This is a genomic window from Rhodococcus sp. WB9, from assembly GCF_007558985.1.
Taxonomy (GTDB): domain Bacteria; phylum Actinomycetota; class Actinomycetes; order Mycobacteriales; family Mycobacteriaceae; genus Rhodococcus_F; species Rhodococcus_F opacus.
This window is the reverse complement of the sequence record NZ_CP041769.1, coordinates 2978965-2994510: the sequence shown is the minus strand read 5'-3', so window position 1 is coordinate 2994510 and position 15546 is coordinate 2978965. Positions and strand designations below refer to the sequence as shown.

16 protein-coding genes and 1 riboswitch are annotated in these 15546 nt (G+C 68.2%); of the genes, 5 read left to right on the top strand and 11 right to left on the bottom strand.

The annotated features are described in order from the left end of the window. Positions 1-102: 102 nt before the first annotated feature. Complete coding sequence (locus tag FND50_RS13745; protein WP_144289050.1) at positions 103-1383, top strand: D-alanyl-D-alanine carboxypeptidase family protein; 1281 nt, start codon at positions 103-105, stop codon at positions 1381-1383. Positions 1384-1401: 18 nt separating this feature from the next. Here FND50_RS13745 and yhjD read toward each other — a convergent pair whose 3' ends face one another. From yhjD to FND50_RS13720, 5 genes are all read right to left on the bottom strand, one after another. Beyond that, positions 1402-2433, bottom strand: coding sequence for an inner membrane protein YhjD (gene yhjD / locus FND50_RS13740; RefSeq protein WP_144286119.1), 1032 nt, complete (start codon positions 2431-2433; stop codon positions 1402-1404). Then, positions 2430-3464 (bottom strand): tryptophan--tRNA ligase, encoded by a 1035-nt coding sequence (gene trpS, locus FND50_RS13735; protein WP_005256998.1) that lies wholly within the window; start codon positions 3462-3464, stop codon positions 2430-2432. Before trpS ends, yhjD begins: the two co-directional genes overlap by 4 nt. A 52-nt stretch (positions 3465-3516) precedes the next feature. Further along, positions 3517-4323: an exodeoxyribonuclease III gene (locus FND50_RS13730; protein ID WP_144286118.1), complete on the bottom strand. Its 807-nt coding sequence runs from the start codon at positions 4321-4323 to the stop codon at positions 3517-3519. 36 nt (positions 4324-4359) lie between these two features. Then, positions 4360-5583, bottom strand: coding sequence for an MFS transporter (locus FND50_RS13725; protein ID WP_005257001.1), 1224 nt, complete (start codon positions 5581-5583; stop codon positions 4360-4362). A gap of 200 nt (positions 5584-5783) precedes the next feature. Further along, a complete protein-coding gene (locus tag FND50_RS13720; protein WP_005560536.1) occupies positions 5784-7007 on the bottom strand; it encodes an NADP-dependent isocitrate dehydrogenase in 1224 nt (407 codons plus the stop codon). A 274-nt stretch (positions 7008-7281) separates the two neighbouring features. After that, positions 7282-7402, top strand: a riboswitch (SAM riboswitch). A 117-nt stretch (positions 7403-7519) separates the two neighbouring features. On the opposite strand from FND50_RS13720, the gene FND50_RS13715 reads away from it, so the two are divergent. Both FND50_RS13715 and FND50_RS13710 read left to right on the top strand, forming a co-directional pair. Continuing rightward, a complete protein-coding gene (locus tag FND50_RS13715) occupies positions 7520-8803 on the top strand; it encodes a bifunctional o-acetylhomoserine/o-acetylserine sulfhydrylase (RefSeq protein ID WP_144286117.1) in 1284 nt (427 codons plus the stop codon). Further along, the gene (locus FND50_RS13710) at positions 8800-9924 is read left to right on the top strand and encodes a homoserine O-acetyltransferase (protein WP_005560178.1); all 1125 of its coding nucleotides are present in this window, start codon (positions 8800-8802) and stop codon (positions 9922-9924) included. The genes FND50_RS13715 and FND50_RS13710 overlap by 4 nt, the downstream gene beginning before the upstream one ends. A gap of 31 nt (positions 9925-9955) precedes the next feature. On the opposite strand, the gene FND50_RS13705 is transcribed toward FND50_RS13710, so the two are convergent. From FND50_RS13705 to FND50_RS13695, 3 genes are read right to left on the bottom strand one after another with little or no spacing between them, the layout of a single operon-like run. Beyond that, on the bottom strand, positions 9956-10240 hold the full coding sequence (locus FND50_RS13705) for a DUF3017 domain-containing protein (protein WP_005239865.1): 285 nt from the start codon (positions 10238-10240) through the stop codon (positions 9956-9958). A gap of 1 nt (position 10241) precedes the next feature. After that, on the bottom strand, positions 10242-11102 hold the full coding sequence (locus FND50_RS13700) for a bifunctional methylenetetrahydrofolate dehydrogenase/methenyltetrahydrofolate cyclohydrolase (RefSeq protein WP_005257035.1): 861 nt from the start codon (positions 11100-11102) through the stop codon (positions 10242-10244). 33 nt (positions 11103-11135) lie between these two features. Next, positions 11136-11741: a pentapeptide repeat-containing protein gene (locus FND50_RS13695; RefSeq protein ID WP_144286116.1), complete on the bottom strand. Its 606-nt coding sequence runs from the start codon at positions 11739-11741 to the stop codon at positions 11136-11138. A gap of 43 nt (positions 11742-11784) precedes the next feature. Here FND50_RS13695 and FND50_RS13690 point away from each other — a divergent pair, with 43 nt between their 5' ends. Next, the gene (locus FND50_RS13690) at positions 11785-12252 is read left to right on the top strand and encodes a tRNA (cytidine(34)-2'-O)-methyltransferase (protein WP_144286115.1); all 468 of its coding nucleotides are present in this window, start codon (positions 11785-11787) and stop codon (positions 12250-12252) included. On the opposite strand, the gene FND50_RS13685 is transcribed toward FND50_RS13690, so the two are convergent. Next, the gene (locus FND50_RS13685) at positions 12233-13177 is read right to left on the bottom strand and encodes a LysR family transcriptional regulator (RefSeq protein WP_005560184.1); all 945 of its coding nucleotides are present in this window, start codon (positions 13175-13177) and stop codon (positions 12233-12235) included. The genes FND50_RS13690 and FND50_RS13685 overlap by 20 nt on opposite strands. An 89-nt stretch (positions 13178-13266) precedes the next feature. Here FND50_RS13685 and FND50_RS13680 point away from each other — a divergent pair, with 89 nt between their 5' ends. Then, on the top strand, positions 13267-14316 hold the full coding sequence (locus tag FND50_RS13680) for a TDT family transporter (protein WP_144286114.1): 1050 nt from the start codon (positions 13267-13269) through the stop codon (positions 14314-14316). A gap of 21 nt (positions 14317-14337) precedes the next feature. Here FND50_RS13680 and FND50_RS13675 read toward each other — a convergent pair whose 3' ends face one another. Further along, entirely contained in the window at positions 14338-14646 is a 309-nt protein-coding gene (locus FND50_RS13675; protein ID WP_005560188.1) for a rhodanese-like domain-containing protein, read from the bottom strand. After that, the gene (locus FND50_RS13670; RefSeq protein WP_043786659.1) at positions 14643-15536 is read right to left on the bottom strand and encodes a DUF4349 domain-containing protein; all 894 of its coding nucleotides are present in this window, start codon (positions 15534-15536) and stop codon (positions 14643-14645) included. Before FND50_RS13670 ends, FND50_RS13675 begins: the two co-directional genes overlap by 4 nt. Positions 15537-15546 lie beyond the last annotated feature (10 nt).

Genomic DNA, 15546 nt, shown 5'->3' with positions numbered 1-15546 from the left:
CGGAACGGTCGCGACGACGTCACGAAATCGTGTCGACACGCGTCCGTTTTCGGAAGTCGACCTGTCGTCGCATACGCTGCCTCTTCGATGATGTGGCGTCGAGTGTGTACCGCGGTCGTGTCCGGGACCCTGCTGGCCGGACTCTCGGTGAGTGCTGCCGGGGCGATTCCGCCCACAGTGCCCTCCTCCCCCACCTCCGCACCGTTCACCACCCCGAACACCGACAACTGCCCCAACCGGTCGGCCCCCGCGCCTGCGATCGACCTGTCCGAGGTACCCCAGCCGGGTGATCCGACACCGAGCGCCGTGTCGGTGCCCGACGAGCCGGTGGGCGGACCGAAGCTGGCCGGGTGCGGGGTGATCCTTCCCGACGACGCGCCCGCGCTGCCCGCCGACATCGCGGCGTCCGGCTGGGTGGTCGCGGACATCGACACCGGCGACGTGCTCGCGGCGAAGGACCCGCACGGCCGCTACCGGCCGGCGAGCACCATCAAGATGCTGCTGGCTCTCGTGGCGCTCGACGAACTGGATCTCGACAAGACCGTGACGGCCACCGCCGAGGACGCCGCGGCGGAGGGCAGCGCGGTCGGGATCGGTAAGAACGGTCAGTACACGAACCGGCAGTTGATGCAGGGCCTGGTGATGGCGTCGGGGAACGACGCGGCCCACCTCCTCGCCCGGCAACTCGGCGGCGACGCCGCCACGGTCGACAAGATGAACCACCTCGCCGACACCCTCGGCGCGCACGACACGCGGACCGCGACGCCGTCGGGGCTCGACGGCCCCGGCATGAGCAGCTCGCCATTCGACCTCGCGCTCATCTTCCACACCGCGATGAAGAACCCGACGTTCGCGGAGCTGATCTCCACCGAGACGGTGCAGTTCCCGGGTTTCCCGAAGGACCCGGCGATCCCGGACGATCAGGACCGGCCCCCGTTCGCACTGGCCAACGACAATCAGCTGCTCTACAACTACGACGGCGCACTGGGCGGCAAGACCGGATTCACCGACGACGCCCGCCACACCTATGTCGGCGGCGCCGATCACGACGGTCGCCGCCTGATGGTGACGTTGATGGGCGCCGAGGCCCAGCCGATCCGGCCGTGGGAGCAGGCGGCACGACTGCTGGATTACGGTTTCGCCCTCGACCGCGACGCCCGGGTGGGGTCACTCGAGGACCTGTATCCGGCCGACGAAGGGTCTGCGGCGGTGCTTGCCGCACCGCCGCAACAGGATTCGGCCGCTGCGACGAGTTCCGTCGTCGCGTCGGGTTCCGACCACCCCGACAACACGCTGGCCCTGCGGGCGGGTGTGGGGATCGTCGGGGCGGCCGTCGTCCTGGTGCTGGTGCTCTGCGCACGCCGGCTGTCCCGCAGACGCTGACGGGCAGCGGCACCCGCCTCAGCGCTTGTTGCGGGTGAACAGTCCGGACAACCCGAGCGCCGCGACGGCGCCCACACCGACCAGGGCGAGTCCCCCACGCACGCCCGGCCCCTCGTGCACCTCGATCCGGGGGTTGATGACGGCCGGATCCGGCGGCGGCACATACGCGAGCGCGAGGCTGGCGCGGGTGGTCGCGGCCCACGCCGTCGAGAAGAGCAGCATCCGGCACGTCAGGTAGATGAATACGAGCAGACCGATGATCGGGCCGAACGCCACACCGGCGGGACCCGCGGTCACCGCCGACAGGTAGATGGCACCGACCTGCTTGAAGATCTCGAACACCACGGCCGCGAGCAGGGCCGCCTTGAGCGCACTGCGGAACGTGACGGGCTCTCGCGGCAGTCGGGCGATCACCCAGGCGAACACCGCCCACGTCGCGACCAGCGATACCACCGTCGACAGTGCGCGTAACCCGGCGTCGATCCCGGTCACGTCTTCGAGGTTGAGCACCTCGACGACGGTGCGCGCCACGGGACCGCTACTCAGCGCGGAGGATCCGAGAGAGACCACCATCGCCAGACCCAGCCCGAGCAGCACGGCCGCGTCGCCCAGCTTGGTCCGGACGAATCCCTTCGACTCGCGCTGGCTCTCCCACATCGCCGTCAGCGCGTCGCGCAGGTTCGCCATCCACCCGAGTCCCGCGTACGCGGCACCGAGCAGACCGAGAACACCCACGCTGGCACGGGACGCGATCGCCGAATCGATGACCGTGTTGAGCGTGTCACCCAGACTTCCGGGAACGTTCTTGGTGATGCTGTCCTGCAGTTCCTGCAGCAACTCCGGCTGCCCGGCGAGGACGAAACCCGCGATGGCGAACGCGACCATCAGGATCGGAATCAGTGCGAGCACACTGAAATACGTGATCCCCGCCGCGTAATAGTCACCCTTCTGCTGCTGATACCGCTGTCCGGCCCGCATCAGATGGTCGAACCAGGGGCGCGCTGCCCGCTGCCTGTCGAGAAAACTCGGTTCGTCAGCCACAGTGCTCATCCCTTCGGTGTCAGAAACCCAACCTTCTCGTACACGGCCGCCAGAGTCTGCGACGACACCTCACGGGCGCGGTGAGCACCGGCGGCGATGATCCGATCGAGTTCTGCCTCGTCCGAGAGATACCCTTCCACCTTCGCTTTCAACGGTGTCACGAACTCGGCGAGGACATCTGCCGTATCGGTTTTCAGGTCGCCGTACCCCTTGCCCTCGTACCCGGCCACCAACGTCTCGACCGGAGTCCCGGACAGCGCGGACTGGATGGTGAGCAGATTGCTCACACCGGGTTTGGCCTGCGGGTCGTAGCGGATCTCCCGCTCGTTGTCGGTGACCGCGGACTTGATCTTCTTCGCCGACACCTTGGGGTCGTCGAGGAGGTTGATCAGGCCGGCGGGGCTCGGACCGGACTTGCTCATCTTCGACGTCGGATCCTGCAGGTCGTAGATCTTGGCGGTGCCCTTGATGATCTGGGCCTCGGGAATCACGAACGCCTTCCCGAACCGGGTGTTGAACCGCTGAGCGAGATCGCGGGCCAGTTCGAGATGCTGACGCTGGTCCTCGCCGACGGGGACCCGCTGCGGGCGGTAGAGCAGGATGTCGGCAGCCATCAGCACCGGATACGTGAACAGGCCGACGCTCGCGTTCTCACTGCCCTGTTTTGCCGACTTGTCCTTGAACTGCGTCATCCGGCTCGCTTCACCGAAACCGGTGATGCAGTTGAGGACCCACGCCAGCTGCGCGTGCTCGGGCACCTGGCTCTGCACGAACAGCGTGGCACGGTCGGGGTCGATTCCGAGCGCCAGCAGCTGCGCCACCGCGATCTTCGTACGACGGCGCAGTTCCTTCGGGTCCTGCGCCACCGTGATCGCGTGCAGGTCCGGGATGAAGTAGAACGCGTCGAAGTCGTCCTGCAGAGGCACCCACTGTTGCAGGGCACCCAGGAAGTTGCCGAGGTGGAACGAGTCGGCGGTGGGCTGGATGCCGGAGAGCACCCGCGGTTTCACGGTGGGCTTCTGAGCTGCAGGGGTCGACATGAGTACTGATCTTTTCACGTGCGCCGTGACGACACGAATCAGATACCGGCCGTCACCGGTACTGGACGGTGACCGGCGCGTGGTCGGACCACCGCTGGTCGTAGGTTTCGGCGCGCTCGACGACGGCCTGCTTGGCCCGCTCCGCCAGTTCCCGGGTGGCGATCTGGTAGTCGATGCGCCAGCCGGAGTCGTTGTCGAACGCCTTCCCGCGGTACGACCACCACGAGTACGGTCCGGCGACGTCGGGATTCAGCTGCCGGACCACGTCGGCCCAGTGCGCGTCTTCGGCGAACAGGGCCCCGAGCCACTCCCGCTCGTTCGGGAGAAAACCGGAGTTCTTCTTGTTGGTCTTCCAGTTCTTCAGGTCGAGTTCGGTGTGGGCGATGTTCCAGTCGCCGCAGACCACGACGTGCCGGCCCGCCGCGACGGCAGCCGCTGCGGTGTCGGTGAGGTACCGGGCGAAGGAGTCCATGAACCGCTCCTTCTCCTCCTGCCGGGGTGTCTGGGCCTCCCCGGAGGGCAGGTACAGGCTCGCCACGGTCAGGTCGTCGAAGTCGGCCTCGAGGTAGCGGCCCGCGGTCGCGAACTCGTCGTCACCGTGGCCGATGCGGAAGGCGTCGGCAGGTTTCCGGGACAGGATCGCGACGCCGTTGCGCCCCTTCGACGACGGCTCCGCGGACACCAGGTTCCATCCGCCCTCCAGGGCGGGCGCGAGCGTCTCGGCCAGTTGCTCGTCGGACGCCCGCGTCTCCTGCAGGCAGACGACGTCGGCCTCCGTGCGCTCGATCCACTCGGTGAGCCCCTTGCGGGCGGCGGCGCGCACGCCGTTGACATTGACGGTGGTGATGATGTGTGGCACGGCAAGCACCGTAGCGGACGCGTACGACACCGCGGGCTACCGAGACGAACGGGCGCTGCGGCGTTCCATCGCGACCGCCACGGTGAGGACCACGAGTCCCGCCACGGCGAGCAGCGCACCGACCGCGGCGGGCGCCGTGTAGCCGTAGCCGGCCGCGATGACGACACCACCGATCCACGCCCCGAACGCGTTCGCGATGTTGAGTGCCGCGTGGTTGAGCGAGGCGGCGAGGGTCTGGGCGTCGGCGGCGACGTCCATCAGCCGGGTCTGCAGTCCGGGCACCATCGACGCACCCGCCGCACCGACGAAGAACACCAGCAGCAGCGCCGTGTACGGGTTGTGGGAGGCGATCACGAAGATGCCGAGCAACACCCCGAGTGCCGTCATCGATACGAACAGGCCGGGAATCAGCGCCCGGTCGGCGAGCCGGCCGCCGATCAGATTGCCCGCGACCATGCCCAGTCCGTAGATCATCAGGGCCAGCGGCACCAGCGACCGCGACAGCCCGGCGACGTCGGTGAGCGTCGTGCTGATGTACGTGTAGACGGCGAACATGCCACCGAATCCGACCATGCCGATGATCAGCGTCATCCACACCTGCGCGCGGCGCAGGGCACCGAGTTCGGTGAGGGGATTCGACATCCGCATTGCGGCGAGCGCGGGCACCCACGACCAGATCGCGCCCAGTGTCACCACACCGATCACCGCCACGAGCGCGAAGGCGCTGCGCCAGCCGAGCGTCTGACCCAGCCACGAGGCGACCGGAACGCCGACGACGTTGGCCACCGACAGCCCCATCATGACGAGAGCGACCGCCCTGGCCCGCTGGCCGCGGTCCGCGAGGTGCGCCGCCACGAGGGCCGCCACACCGAAGTAGGCGCCGTGCGGGAGGCCTGCCACGAACCGCGCGGCCATCAGCACGCCGTAGTTCGGCGCGAACACGGTGGCGGCGTTGCCGATCGTGAACGCCGCCATCAACGCGATCAACAGCGTCTTCCGGGGCACCCGTGCGGTCAGCGCCGCGATGAGAGGCGCGCCCACGACCACACCCAGCGCGTACGCCGAGATGACGTGCCCGGCCGTCGGCTCGGTGATCCCGAGACTCGACGCCATCTCGGGCAGCAGCCCCATCGCCACGAACTCGGTGGTCCCGATCCCGAAGCCACCGAGCGCGAGCGCGACCATGGCGAGCTTGCGGACGGACGGATGTTGCGCGATGACACCGAGGTGCTCGGGGCGGACAGGGGTGGAAGTGCTCACAGAAGAACTTTCGACTAGGCGGAGATACGGCTACGCGGCGCACGGCGCCTCGTTGCGCAACGACCCACATCGAAATTCTCTTCCCCGGATTCCGCCTTTCGCGCCTCGAACGACCGTGAGATGACTCACCCGGGACCCGGAGACGGCGAACGGGACGCCCCCGTGAGGGACGTCCCGTTCGTAGCGCTGCGGCTCGGTGCCTACTGCTCGGCGATGGCCTTCTGGAGGTTGATGTCCAGCGCACCGAGGAACTCCTCGGTGGTCAGGTAGCCCTGGTCGCCGCCGACCAGCATCGCGAGGTCCTTCGTCATCTGACCACCCTCGACGGTCTTGATGACCACGTCTTCGAGCTTCTGGGCGAAGCCGATGACGTCGGGGGTGTTGTCGAGCTTGCCGCGGTGCTCGAGTCCACGGGTCCACGCGAAGATCGACGCGATGGGGTTGGTGGACGTCGGCTTGCCCTGCTGGTGCTGACGGAAGTGACGCGTCACGGTGCCGTGTGCGGCCTCGGCCTCACACGTCTTTCCGTCCGGGGTCAGCAGCACGGATGTCATGAGGCCGAGCGATCCGAAGCCCTGCGCGACGGTGTCGGACTGGACGTCGCCGTCGTAGTTCTTGCAGGCCCAGACGTAGCCACCCTCCCACTTGAGCGCCGACGCGACCATGTCGTCGATGAGACGGTGCTCGTAGGTGAGTCCGGCCGCGTCGAACTCCGGCTTGAACTCGGTCTCGTAGACGTGCTGGAAGATGTCCTTGAATGCGCCGTCGTACGCCTTGAGGATGGTGTTCTTGGTCGACAGGTACACCGGGTAGTTCTGCTGCAGGCCGTAGTTGAGCGAGGCGCGCGCGAAGTCCTCGATGGACTTGGTGAAGTTGTACTGACCCTGGACGACGCCGCCGCCCTCGGGGAAGTTCACCAGCTCGTGCTCGATCGGCTCGCTGCCGTCCTCGGGCGTGTAGGTGATCATCACCTTGCCGGGGCCGGGGACCTTGAAGTCGGTGGCGCGGTACTGGTCACCGAAGGCGTGACGGCCGATGATGATCGGCTTGGTCCAGCCCGGAACCAGTCGCGGAACGTTGGAGATGATGATCGGCGCGCGGAAGATCGTCCCACCGAGGATGTTGCGGATGGTGCCGTTGGGCGACCGCCACATCTTCTTGAGACCGAACTCCTCGACGCGTGCCTCGTCCGGGGTGATGGTCGCGCACTTGACGCCGACGCCGTGCTTCTTGATGGCGTTGGCCGCGTCGACGGTCACCTGGTCGTCGGTCTCGTCCCGGTACTCGATGCCGAGGTCGTAGTACTCGAGGTTCACATCCAGGTAAGGATGGATCAGTTTGTCTTTGATGAACTGCCAGATAATGCGTGTCATCTCGTCGCCGTCGAGTTCGACGACGGTGCCCTCAACCTTGATTTTGGACATGGGTGCTTCGCGTCCTCCTAGGAAGTTTCCCTGGTTACACGGTTGCGGGCGCACTTTGTGAGTGGGTCCGCGAACGGTTCGCTTATCAAACGTAGACGGTCACGGCGGCCCCTGGGGAGACCGCACCTAAACAAGACAAGCGTACTGCTATGCGAGCGGCTCGCAACAGGTGGGGCGCGCAACCCACCCCTACTCGCGGGTAACTTTTCCCTGCTAGCGGCCCTGATCGGTGCCGTTTCCGGTCGTTCCACCTCAGCCGCTAAGATTCACTCCAGGTCATGAGTGCCAGCAACGAGCCCCGGCTAGCTGGCCGGCAACCCTCCACCGCGGTGGGGTGCCCCGGGTGATGACCTGGTTCCCTGATTCATACAACAGTCGGGTGACAAGCGCGGGTCCGACATCGGAGGTTCATGATGTGTTGTTGTTGTCGTAGATAGACCCCAGACAAGCCCTGCGCGCGAACGAACCAGCACTCCGTCCGCGCCTCGTCAGACCACTGGAGTAGACAGCACATGACCGAGAACTGGTCGTTCGAGACCAAGCAGATCCATGCCGGGCAGACGTCCGACGCGACCACCAAGGCGCGGGCGCTGCCGATCTACCAGACCACCTCGTACACGTTCGACAGCACCGATCACGCTGCCGCGCTGTTCGGTCTGGCCGAGCCGGGCAACATCTACACCCGCATCATGAACCCCACGCAGGACGCGGTCGAGCAGCGCATCGCCACGCTCGAGGGCGGCGTTGCCGCCCTGCTGCTGTCCTCCGGACAGGCCGCGGAGACGATCGCGATCCTGAATCTCGCCGAGGCAGGCGACCACATCGTCTCCAGCCCGCGGCTGTACGGGGGCACGTACAACCTCTTCCACTACACGCTGCCCAAGCTCGGCATCGAAGTCTCGTTCGTCGAGGACCCCGACGACCTCGAGCAGTGGAAGGACGCGGTCCGGGACAACACGAAGGCGTTCTACGGCGAGACCATCTCCAATCCCCGCAACGACGTCCTCGACTTGCCCGGCATCTCCGGGATCGCGCATCAGCACGGACTCCCCCTGATCGTCGACAACACGGTGGCCACTCCCTACCTGATCCGCCCCCTCGAGCACGGCGCGGACATCGTGGTGCACTCGGCCACCAAGTACCTCGGCGGTCACGGCACGGCGATCGCCGGTGTCATCGTCGACGGCGGCACGTTCGACTGGACCCAGGGCCGCCACGGCAACTTCACCACGCCGGACCCGAGCTACCACGGCGTCGTCTACTCCGAGCTCGGACCGCCTGCGTTCGCCCTCAAGGCTCGCGTGCAGCTGCTTCGCGACCTCGGTTCGGCGATCTCCCCGTTCAATGCATTCCTCATCGCGCAGGGCCTCGAGACGCTGAGCCTTCGCATGGAACGACACGTGTCCAACGCGACCGCCGTCGCGCAGTACCTGGAGGCCCGCCCGGAGGTCGTGTCCGTCGGATACGCCGGGCTCCCGTCGTCGCCCTGGCACGACCGGGCGAAACAGATCGCGCCGAGGGGTGCGGGTGCCATCGTGACGTTCGAACTCGCCGGCGGCATCGACGCGGGCAAGAAGTTCGTCAACGCGCTCACCCTGCACAGCCACGTCGCGAACATCGGCGACGTCCGCTCGCTGGTGATCCACCCGGCGTCCACCACACACTCCCAGCTGACCCCCGAGGAGCAGGCCGCCAGCGGCGTCACCCCCGGACTGGTCCGCCTGGCTGTCGGCATCGAAGGGATCGACGACATCATCGCCGATATCGAGACCGGACTTACGGCGGCGGCATCTTGACCGTGAGCGCTGTACAGAACCTGCCCGTGGCGGACGGACGACTCGGCACCATCGACATCGGATCGCTCGAGCTCGAGAGCGGAACAGTGATCCCGTCGGTGTCCCTTGCCGTGCAGCGATGGGGTGAGCTGTCCCCCAACCGGGACAACGTCGTGCTCGTCGAGCACGCCCTCACCGGTGACTCCCACGTCACCGGACCCGTCACCGACGAGCACCCCTCCCCCGGATGGTGGACCGGAATGGTCGGTCCGGGTGCGCCGATCGACACCGACGAGTGGTGCGTCGTCGCGACCAACGTCCTCGGTGGCTGCCGCGGCACCACCGGTCCCGGTTCGATCGCCGAGGACGGGCGCCCGTGGGGCAGCCGCTTCCCGGAGATCTCCATCCGCGACCAGATCGCGGCCGAAAAGAAGTTCACCGACCTGCTGGGCATCGACAAGCTGGCGTCCGTCGTCGGTGGTTCGATGGGCGGGATGCGCGCGCTCGAGTGGGCCGTCACCTACCCGGACCAGGTGGCGTCGGCGCTCGTTCTCGCGGTCGGCGCCCGCGCGACCGCCGACCAGATCGGCACGCAGACCACCCAGATCGCGGCCATCACCAGCGACCCCGACTGGCAGGGCGGCGACTATCACGGCACCGGCCGGATCCCCCTGGCGGGTCTGCGCATCGCCCGCCGGATCGCGCACCTGACGTACCGCACCGAGAGCGAACTCGACTCCCGGTTCGCGAACTCGCCGCAGGACGGCGAGGACCCGTGGCGCGGCGGACGGTACTCCGTCGAGAGCTACCTCCAGCACCAGGCCGACAAGCTGGTCGGCAGGTTCGACCCGAGCACGTATGTGCTGCTGTCCGAGGCCATGAACCGGCACGACGTGGGCCGCGGTCGCGGTGGCATCGCCGCGGCGCTGGGGACGATCACCGCCCCCGTCATCGTGGGCGGCGTCGACTCCGACCGCCTGTACCCGATCCGCCTGCAGGAGGATCTGGCCAACGACATCCCCACCTGCGACGGTCTGCGGGTGCTCAACTCGCGGGACGGCCACGACGGGTTCCTCACCGAGGCCGCCGCCGTCGCGAAACTGCTCTCCGAGACGATGCAACTGGCACGCGCCGGACGCTGACACCGGCGCCGGACGACGCCCGCTCGGACCGCTAGTCGGTTCCGAGCGGGTCGATCGACACGGCCAGCCACACGATCGCGCCCCCGACGGCCACGAGCGCGCCCACGTCGAAAGGCTTGCTGCGCACCGCGAGCAGTCCGACGCGCTCCGACGGCATCATCAACCGGAAAACCGCCGCGAGCAGCGTGGCGACACCGAACACGAACGCGCCTCGTCGCCACCGATCCGCGAGCACGAACACGACGGCCACGACGATGACGACGAGGACTGCGAGCATCGGCAGATTCTTCTTCGCGAACTGCCCCCAGTCGGCCATGTCAGCCGAGAGACGCTGCGACACGCTCGGCCCGCTCCACGACGTTGGTCAGCAGGAAGGCGCGGGTGAGCGGCCCGACGCCACCGGGGTTCGGGGACAGGAAGCCGGCGACCTCGGCAACGTCCGCCGCCACGTCGCCGCGCAGTCCGTCCTCGGTGCGGCTCACACCCACGTCGAGCACCGCGGCACCGGGCTTGACCATGTCGGCCGTGACCAGCCCGGGTACACCCGCCGCGGCGATGACTATGTCGGCGCGGCGGACCTCGGCGCCGAGGTCCCGCGTACGGGTGTGGCAGAGGGTGACGGTGGCGTTCTCGCTGCGCCGGGTGAACAGCAGACCGATCGGGCGCCCCACGGTGACACCGCGACCGACGACGACGACGTGGGCACCCTCGATCGGCACCTCGTACCGGCGCAGCAGGTGCAGGATTCCGCGCGGCGTGCACGGCAGCGGCGCTTCCTTGCCCAGCACCAGCCGGCCCAGGTTGACCGGGTGCAGGCCGTCGGCGTCCTTGTCGGGGTCGATGCGCTCGAGAGCGGTGTTCTCGTCGAGCTGCTTCGGCAGCGGGAGCTGCACGATGTAGCCGGTGCAGTCCGGGTTGGCGTTGAGCTCGTCGATGGTGGCGTCGAGCTTCTCCTGCGTGATGTCGCCGGGCAGGTCGCGGCGGATCGAGGTGATCCCGACCTTCGCGCAGTCGTTGTGCTTCCCGCGCACGTAGGCGGCCGACCCCGGGTCGTCGCCCACCAGAACGGTGCCGAGACCGGGCGTGATGCCCTTGTCCTTCAGGGCGCTCACCCGCACCTTCAGGTCTTCGAAAATCTCGTCGCGGGTCGCCTTGCCATCGAGGATCGTTGCAGTCACGTGCCCCATTCTCTCAGGTTCGCCACACGCGCGTCAGGTCGGTTCCACCACGAGCCCGTTGGCCGTCGCGTACGCGATGGCCTGGGTGAGTTCGATCTGCGCCTTGTCCAGCGAGACCGCCGTCCACAGGTTCGCGTCGACGTGGGCGCCGCGCAGGTCCGCGCCGTCGAATTTCGCACCGCCGGTGCGGGCGCCGAACAGGTCCGCCGAGCGGAGCACGGCGCGGCGGAGGTCCGTGCGGACGAGGTTGGCCTCCTGGAACCGGCAGTCCGTGAAATCGAGTCCGCGCAGGTCCGCGCCGCCCAGCGACGCGAGCGTGAAATCACATTCGTCGAAGACCATCGGGCGCAGTCGGCAGTTGTCGAATTCCGATCCGAGGAAGCTGCAGTTGCGGAACTCGCTGTGCCACAGCGTCGTTCTGGTGAACGAGCACGAGCGGAACGCCGTCCCCACATGACGCGACTCGGCGAGGTCGGCGCCCGTGAAATCGCAGTCGGTGAAGATCACCGACTCGGTGCGGAGTTCACTCAGGTCGGCGTCGCGGAAGTTGCATTTCGTGTAGTGCCGCCGCTGCCAGTTCTGCGCGGGGAGTCGTGCGTCGCCGTAGTCCTCACCCACCACCTCTTCTACCGGATCCATGCGTCCATCATGCCGCCTCGCGGTGTGCCCCTAAGCTGTGCGGGTGTTCCGAGTGATGTTCCACGAACCCCGAATCCCACCCAATACCGGCAACGCCATCCGCATGGTGGCGGGCACCGGCTGCGAACTGCACCTCGTGGGTCCACTCGGATTCGACCTGTCCGAGCCGAAACTCAAACGCGCCGGGCTCGACTACCACGACCTGGCGTCGGTGACCGTGCACGAGAACCTGGAGGCGGCCTGGGCCGCGGTGGAGCCTGCGCGGGTGTACGCCTTCACCGCGCACGCCACCGTGTCGTACGCCGACATCGCCTACCGGCCCGGCGACGTTCTGCTGTTCGGTCCCGAACCCACCGGACTGGCGGAGGAAGTGCTGGCGGATCCCCACGTGACGGAGCGACTCCGCATCCCCATGCTGCCCGGCCGGCGGTCGCTGAACCTGTCGAACGCCGCCGCCCTCGTCACGTACGAGGCGTGGCGGCAGCACGGATTCAAAGGGGCTGCGCTGTAGCCCCGACGGCTGCGGCCCCGATACCCGCGGCCGCGCCGGCACCGAGGGCGATGTCGAGGAAATCGCGCGCCGCACCCTGAACGCCGCGCACCGGGTCCCAGACGGCGGAGAGCCGCCGCGGAAGCGTCAACCCCTCCACCTGAACGGAGGCGAGGCGGCCGTCCGTCAGGTCGGCGGCCACCGCCAGCGACGACAGCACTGCCGGAGCGTTACCCGCCACGACGGCCGCCTTCACCGCCGTGCACGACGTCAACTCGAGCAACGGCGGGACGCACTGCGGCACCGCGTTCTCCAGAGTGGTGCGCGTCCCGGAACCGGACTCCCGCTGGATCATCGGCGTCGCGGCGAGTTCCGACACGGGAATCGGCGACCGTCGGACCCATTCGTGCTCCGGCGGCACCACGACCACCAGATGGTCGCGGCCGATCTCCCGCACCTGCAGTCCCGCCGGAATGTCCGGGCCCTCGACGAACCCGAGATCCGCCTCACCGGACAGCACCCGGGCGGTGACCTCGGACGAGTTGAGCAGCCGCACGTTGGTGACCACGTTCGGGTACTTGCGCCGCATCGCGACGGTCCACCCGGGGACCAGGTACTCGGCGATCGTCATGCTGGCCGCCACCGTCAGCCCGGCCTGCCGCTCGCCGCGCAGCGCCGCGACTCCCGACGCCAGTTCCTCGGCCGTGGCGAGGATGTGACTCGCCCATTCGAGGATGAGCGCACCCTCCGATGTGGGGCGTACCCCGCTGGCGCCGCGGCTGAACACCTTGATACCGAACTGCCGCTCGGCCGAACGCACCCGGGCGCTGACGGCCTGCTGACTGAGCCCGTGTTCGCGCCCCGCCGCGCCCATGCTTCCGAGCCGCTCGACGGACAGCAGGACGTCGAGGGCACTGAGTTCGGGTACTCGGGGGGACAGCGGCACAACCCTAGGCTAGTCCCACAAACGCGATTTGTGGGTATTCAACCACAAGCCTTCTACCGGCCACGACGATGCGTCGGCAAGCTCTAGGTATGACCCCGAATTGGTTCGCAGCAGTGATGGGCACCGGCATCCTCGCAGTCGTCGCCGCGGCATTTCCGGCCGGCCTTCCGGTCGCCCGGACGGCCGCCGAGATCTTCTGGCTGATCGCCGTGACGCTGCTCGTCGTGCTGACGACCGCCCTGGTGCGGCACTGGATCCGTCGCCGCGACGACGCACTCGCGGACGCGCGCAGCCACACGATGTTCCCGTTCTACGGTGCCGTGTCGATGGCGGTGCTGACGGTCGGCGCCGGCACCGGATCCGCCGGTCGCGAATTTCTCGGCGGTGTCGCCGTCCCCGCGTCGGCCGCCCTGTGGACGGTCGGGACCGTCATCGGACTCGTCACCTACGTCGTGATGGCGCGCCGGCTGACCCGGCCCCACCAGGTGACCCCGGTGCCGTCCTGGCTCATGCCCGTCGTGCCGCCCATGGTGTCGGCCGCCACCGGTGCCGCACTGGTCACGCACCTCCCGGACGGCGCGCCGCAGATCGCGATGCTGGCGGTCTGCTACACCCTGTTCGCGCTGGCGCTGGGCGCCGCGCTGACCGTCGCCGTCGTCGTCGGACGCCATCTGCTGAGCAACGGGCTTCCCGACACACCGCTCGTGCCCACGCTCTGGATTCCGCTCGGCGTGATCGGACAGTCGGTGGCGGCGATCAATCTGCTCGGCGGGGCATCCGGCCACACCTGGCTGCTCTCGGTGGGCGTGGTCTACGGGACCACGGTCGGCGCACTCGGCATCCTCGCCCTCGTGACCCTGGTCACGGTGACCGCCAGGGCCTTTCGCCGCGGGTTGACGTTCACGCCCAGCTGGTGGAGTTTCACGTTCCCCATCGGCACCTGCGCGCTGGGCGCGAACTCGCTGGGCGTCGCGCTGGACTCGGTCGTGGTCGTCGGCGCAGGCGTGACCCTGTGGTGCGCGCTCGTGCTGATCTGGAGCACCGTCGCGGTCCGCACACTGCGGCACGCCGCCGGGCAACGGGGTGGGCGCGTGGTCCGCGACGACCCCGCGGCCCACGCCCTCAGCGCGGTCCGCTGACCGCGAACCGTGATTCGGGTGTCAGGCGCCCGAGTCGACGGGACGTCCGGACTGCATCCACGCGGACGTGCCACCCGCGACCGACACGGCGTTGATCCCCCGTGCGTTCAGGTACTCCGCCGCCTGCAGGCTCCGGCCGCCCACCCCGCAGATCACGTAGACGACCTCGGCTTCCGGGATCTCGTCCACGCGCGCGACGAACTCACTGAGCGGAATCAGCGTCACACCCGGCACCCGCGCCTGGGCGTACTCGTCGGCCTCGCGCACATCGATGACGGGGGCACCCGACGCCAATGCGCCGTCCAGGGCATTCAGGTCGACTTCGATCATTGCGTCTTCGCCTCTTCTCGTTCCGGCGCCGGGCCCGACGGTGGGCCGGGCGGCCTGTTGTACATCCGGCGCAGACGGTACGCGCCGTACACGACCAGTGCGATGACGGCCACGAATCCGAACCAGGGAATCAGCGCCCCCACGACCACGGCGCCGCCCTTGATCGCCGACAGCAGGGCGTGCCAGCCCGCGACGAGCCCTTCCCAGAAGTTGTCCGGACCGGGACTGGGCTGCTCGGCATCCGTGGAGGTGACGTCGATCATGAGCGTGGCCAGTGCCACCTGGTCGCTCAGCGACCGCTTCTGGGCGGTGAGGCTGTCCAGTTCGCCCTGACGCTCCGACAGCGCCCTCTCGGCTTCGATCAGATCCGCGGTGTTCGCCGCCGACGTGATGAGCCCCTGCAGCCGGGTGACGGACGCCGTCAACGCGCCGATCCGGGCGTCGAGATCCTGCGACTGCATCGTCACGTCGCTCTTCGTGACGCTGACGCTGGTGACCGTGCCCAGTTCCCGCAGATCGTCCAACGTCCGGGTGAGCGAATCGGCGGGCACCCGGATGGTCAGGGAACTGCTCGCGTCCTGATCATCGGAGCCCGGCTGTTCGGTGAGCTGGTCGACGCGTCCACCCAGATCGTCGACCTTGTCCACGATCTGCCTGCCGACGGCCACCGGGTCGTCCGCCGTGAGCGCGACCTGACCGGTGATGATCTCCTGGCGGTCGGTGGGCGCCTGGTCCTTCGCGGGTTGCTGTACTGCGCCACCGATTTCCATCTGGCTCGAGTCCCCCGGTGTCGGGGCGGGCGACGGTTGGGAGGAGTCACTGCCGGGACCACCACACCCCGCAAGCGCCAGCGAAGCCACGACGATCGCCGACAAGACGTATCTCCTCATGTCCGAATGC

What these genes read in the sequence shown, in the direction of transcription:
- trpS (WP_005256998.1), bottom strand. Translation starts at nt 3,464, where the DNA reads ATGTCGACCCCTGCAGCTCAGAAGCCCACCGTGAAACCGCGGGTGCTC.
- FND50_RS13720 (WP_005560536.1), bottom strand. Translation starts at nt 7,007, where the DNA reads ATGTCCAAAATCAAGGTTGAGGGCACCGTCGTCGAACTCGACGGCGAC.
- FND50_RS13715 (WP_144286117.1), top strand. Translation starts at nt 7,520, where the DNA reads ATGACCGAGAACTGGTCGTTCGAGACCAAGCAGATCCATGCCGGGCAG.
- yhjD (WP_144286119.1), bottom strand. Translation starts at nt 2,433, where the DNA reads ATGAGCACTGTGGCTGACGAACCGAGTTTTCTCGACAGGCAGCGGGCA.
- FND50_RS13675 (WP_005560188.1), bottom strand. Translation starts at nt 14,646, where the DNA reads ATGATCGAAGTCGACCTGAATGCCCTGGACGGCGCATTGGCGTCGGGT.
- FND50_RS13670 (WP_043786659.1), bottom strand. Translation starts at nt 15,536, where the DNA reads ATGAGGAGATACGTCTTGTCGGCGATCGTCGTGGCTTCGCTGGCGCTT.
- FND50_RS13695 (WP_144286116.1), bottom strand. Translation starts at nt 11,741, where the DNA reads ATGGATCCGGTAGAAGAGGTGGTGGGTGAGGACTACGGCGACGCACGA.
- FND50_RS13705 (WP_005239865.1), bottom strand. Translation starts at nt 10,240, where the DNA reads ATGGCCGACTGGGGGCAGTTCGCGAAGAAGAATCTGCCGATGCTCGCA.
- FND50_RS13680 (WP_144286114.1), top strand. Translation starts at nt 13,267, where the DNA reads ATGACCCCGAATTGGTTCGCAGCAGTGATGGGCACCGGCATCCTCGCA.